This is a genomic window from Corallococcus sp. CA047B (assembly GCF_003612065.1).
In the GTDB taxonomy this organism is placed as follows: Bacteria; Myxococcota; Myxococcia; order Myxococcales; family Myxococcaceae; genus Corallococcus; species Corallococcus praedator.
In genome coordinates, this window is the sequence record NZ_RAWD01000532.1 from 1 (window position 1) to 3,646 (window position 3,646).

Below are 3,646 nucleotides of genomic sequence, written 5' to 3' on the forward strand. Positions count from 1 at the left end.
CTTCTTCGCCACCACCTTCGTTCTCACCGTCGCCATGTTCCTGGCGTCGCTCACCTACTGGGACCAGTACAACGCGCACCTCGCCGCGTCGGAAGCCGTGCTCGCGGGTCTGGGCGCCTCCGTGCTCCATGCCTTCAGCCTGCGCTGGGGTCGCGTCGCGTCCAGGGCCGTGGCCGGATTCGCCCTGGTCGCCGCGTCGCTGCCGGGCGCGTGGCACGGCTTCCAGAGTTCACGCTCGCAGGCCCCGGACGTCATGGCGCTCGCCCGCTACCTGCGGACCGACGTGCCCGCCAACGCGTGCCTGTTCTCGTTCGAGCCCGCCTGGGCGCTCGCGGCCGGCCGGCTCCCCATGGGGGCCACGCCCGTCGTGGACGTCTACGCCACGATGATCCAGGACGCCATGAGCACCGGCGACCGCTTCACCGACCTCGACGAGGCCTTCTCCGCCCCCGAAGCCCAGCAGGCCCTGCGCGCCATGCTGGAGTCCTGCCGCTTCGTCGTCCTCGGCCTGCGAGGCACCTGGCAGCTCACCCCGGAGAGCCGCCCCTGGTTCAAGCAGCGCTTCGTCCGGCGCTTCCCCACCGGCGACGCCAGCGGCGTGGACCTTTGGGAGCGGCGCCCCCCAACGCCACCGCGCCCCTAACCCGCGCCTTCCACTCCAGGCGCTTCGGGCTCCGTGTCCGCCTTCACCGGGACGGCCACGGGCAGCACCTCCGCCTGCCCCACCCAGTCGCGACCCAGTTGCTGTTGTATTTCAGGTTGCGACAGCTCATGCGGCCCGCGCAGCACCACCGGAGAGGGCCCCGCGTCCGTCCACTCCAGCGTGCCCACGCGCCACGGGTTGGGCTCCGCGGCGCGGCCCCAGCCGAGCGTGCGCACCAGGTTCACCACGAACAACAACTGCGCCGTGCCCAGGAGGAACGCGGCCCAGCTGGTCCACCGGTTCAGCGTGAGCAGGTGCGCCAGGAACGTGTACTGGTACGGGTCATAGAGCCGCCGCAGCTGCCCCGCGTACCCCGCCACCAGCTGGCCTCCGAAGACGGCGATGAACAGCACCGCGCTCGACAGGACATGCGCCTTCGCGAGCCCCTCGTGCAGCGAGCGTCCGTACATCCGGGGGAACCAGAAGTAGAGCCCCGCGAACACCGCGAGGAAGCTGGCCGCGCCCATGGTCAGGTGGAAGTGGCCCACCACCCACATCGTCCCGTGCAGGGGCACGTCCGTCGCCACCGCGCCCAGCGCGAGTCCGGTGATGCCGCCCAGGCCGAAGACGATCATCGTCGCCAGCGCCGCGAGCATCGGGGACGTGAGCCGCACGCTGCCCTTCCACAGCGTCATCAGCCAGTTGAGGAACATCACCTCCGCGGGCAGGGAGATGAGCAGCGTCAGCACCATGAACGTGCGCCCCAGCACCGGGGCCATGCCGCTGGTGAACAGGTGGTGCGCGTACACCGCGCCGCTCAGCGCCGTCACCGCGCCCATGGCCCCCGCCGTCAGCCGGTAGCCGTGCGCGGGCTTGCGGCTGAAGTAGGCCACGAAGTCCCCCACCATCCCCCACGCGGGCAGGATGAGGATGTAGACCTCCGGGTGGCCGAACAGCCAGAACAGGTGCTGGTACACCACCGGGTCGCCACCCCCGCCCACCGCCGCCGCGCCCGCGATGAAGAACTGCGTGCCCGCCACCCGGTCCAACAGCAAGAGCCCCGTGGCCGCCGCCAGCACCGGCACGAACAGCACGTTGAGCACCGCGCCGTAGAACAGCCCCCACACCACCAGCGGCAGCCGTCCCCACGTCATCCCCGGCGCGCGGCAGCGCACCACCGTGACGACGAAGTTGAGCCCGTACAGGAACGCGGACACGCCCACGCACAGCACCGCCACCGTCACCAGCGTCTGCCCCAGGCCCGGCGTGAACGCGGGCGTGGACAGGGGCGGATAGGACGTCCACCCCGCGCTCGCCGCGCCCAGCCGCACGCCGAACGACGCGAGCATCAGCGCGCCACCCACCGCGTAGGCCCAGAACCCGAACGCCGACAGCCGGGGGAATGCCATCTGCCGCGAGCCGATGGCCAGCGGCAGCACGAAGTGTCCCAGCGCGCCGAAGAGCAGCGGCGTCACCGCGAAGAAGATCATCAGCAGGCCGTGCATCGTGAACACGGCCGTGTACGCGGGGGGCGTCAGCGCGCCCTTCGATTCGGGCAGCGCCCACGCGAGCCCCGGCACCGGCTGTCCCGGCCAGGCCCACTGGAAGCGGATGAGCATGGCCAGCAGGCCGCCCACGAGCAGGAACAGGAACCCGCCCCACAGGTACTGCCGGGCCACGCGCTGGGGGTCCGTCGTCCACAGCGACTTGAGGAACGCGCCGGGCTTCATGGCGTCCTCCAGGCCCAGCCCCAGTGGGCCGCCGCGTCGTCCGCGTCGTAGGCCTGCACCGCCTGCCGGCCCGCCTCGCGCAGCCAGGCTGCGTACGCCTCAGGAGAGAGCGCCGTCAGCATCCCGCGCATGCGGTAGTGGCTGGTGCCGCAGTGCTGGTAGCAGGCGGCTTCCCAGGCGCCTTCGCGCGCGGCCTGGAACCAGGTCTGGTTCACGCGGCCGGGAATCGCGTCCAGTTTCACGCGGAAGGCCGGCAGCGAGAAGCCGTGCACCACGTCCGTGGACACGAGCTGCACCCAGACGGGCACCCCCGCCGGCACGCGCAGGTCGTTCCACGTCACCACGTCGTCCTTCGTGCCGAACGTGCCGTCCTGTCCGGCGTAGCGCGCCTCCCACGACCACTGGTGCGCGTTGATCTCGATGCGCACCGTGCGCGGGTCCTCGGAAGGGACGCGGAAGTTCCAGAGCACGTCGCGCAGGTAGCCCTCGGAGCCCAGGAACAGCGTCCCGTCCACCACGCCGAACACGCCCAGCGCCAGCCCCAGCACCCACGCCCGCGAGCGGCGCGTGCCCCCGTTCGGGGTCACCGTCCGGGCGCCCCGGAAGCGGACCACCGCCACCAGCAGCCACCCGAGCATCACCGCCGCCAGCGCGAGCTCGAAGCGGTGGCTCGACGCCAGCAACGCGTCGATGCGGCCCCCGTGGGCGCTCGCATTCTCCGGAGGCGACAGGGTCCACGCCCCTCGCGCGGAAGCCACCGCCAGGGGGGCCTGCGCATCCGGCGGCGCGGCGGAGGCTCCGTCCTGCGCGGGACCGGACACGAGCAACACGGGCAACGGAAGGCCGGACACGGGCTTCACGGGTGCTCCTGTTCCACGGGGGCGGACGCCCGCTCCTCACGCATCACCCGCCGGGCCGCCCAGATGCCCACGCCCACCAGGACGAAGGGCACCAGCATCAGCGCCAGCAGCAACCCACCCGCCCCACCGGGAGACTCGGGCGCCCGGGCCGTGCACGAGGGACAGGCCAGCACCTCCACCGGCACGAGCAGCACCAGGACGCCCAGGACCCCGAAGAGCCGGCCCGGGAGCGAACGGACGTCCCCCCGCCAACCCCGCGGAAGGCATCCACCATCCAGCGTCGACGAGGCGGGGCGCATGGAGTTCCCGGGTAGCACGCACCCGGGGTCCCCTCAAGGCACACCCCGTCGCGGAACCGTCCCCTCCAGAGCGGCCACTCTCCCTCATGCCTCACATGCGGCCAGCCCCTACCC

General features: G+C 72.2%; 3 protein-coding genes and 1 pseudogene. 1 reads left to right on the forward strand and 3 read right to left on the reverse strand.

The window, feature by feature from the left end:
* Positions 1–643 (forward strand): annotated as a pseudogene (locus tag D7X74_RS43350) (hypothetical protein); the annotation flags it as partial.
* Here D7X74_RS43350 and D7X74_RS40465 read toward each other — a convergent pair.
* From D7X74_RS40465 to D7X74_RS43810, 3 genes are read right to left on the reverse strand one after another with little or no spacing between them, the layout of a single operon-like run.
* Positions 640–2,373, reverse strand: a complete 1,734-nt coding sequence (locus D7X74_RS40465) for a cbb3-type cytochrome c oxidase subunit I (RefSeq protein ID WP_120538265.1) — start codon at positions 2,371–2,373, stop codon at positions 640–642. The pseudogene D7X74_RS43350 and the gene D7X74_RS40465 sit on opposite strands and share 4 nt — an antisense overlap.
* On the reverse strand, positions 2,370–3,233 hold the full coding sequence (locus D7X74_RS40470) for a cytochrome c oxidase subunit II (RefSeq protein ID WP_233602463.1): 864 nt from the start codon (positions 3,231–3,233) through the stop codon (positions 2,370–2,372). The genes D7X74_RS40465 and D7X74_RS40470 overlap by 4 nt, the downstream gene beginning before the upstream one ends.
* Complete coding sequence (locus tag D7X74_RS43810; RefSeq protein ID WP_199742011.1) at positions 3,230–3,532, reverse strand: hypothetical protein; 303 nt, start codon at positions 3,530–3,532, stop codon at positions 3,230–3,232. The genes D7X74_RS40470 and D7X74_RS43810 overlap by 4 nt, the downstream gene beginning before the upstream one ends.
* Positions 3,533–3,646: the final 114 nt, after the last annotated feature.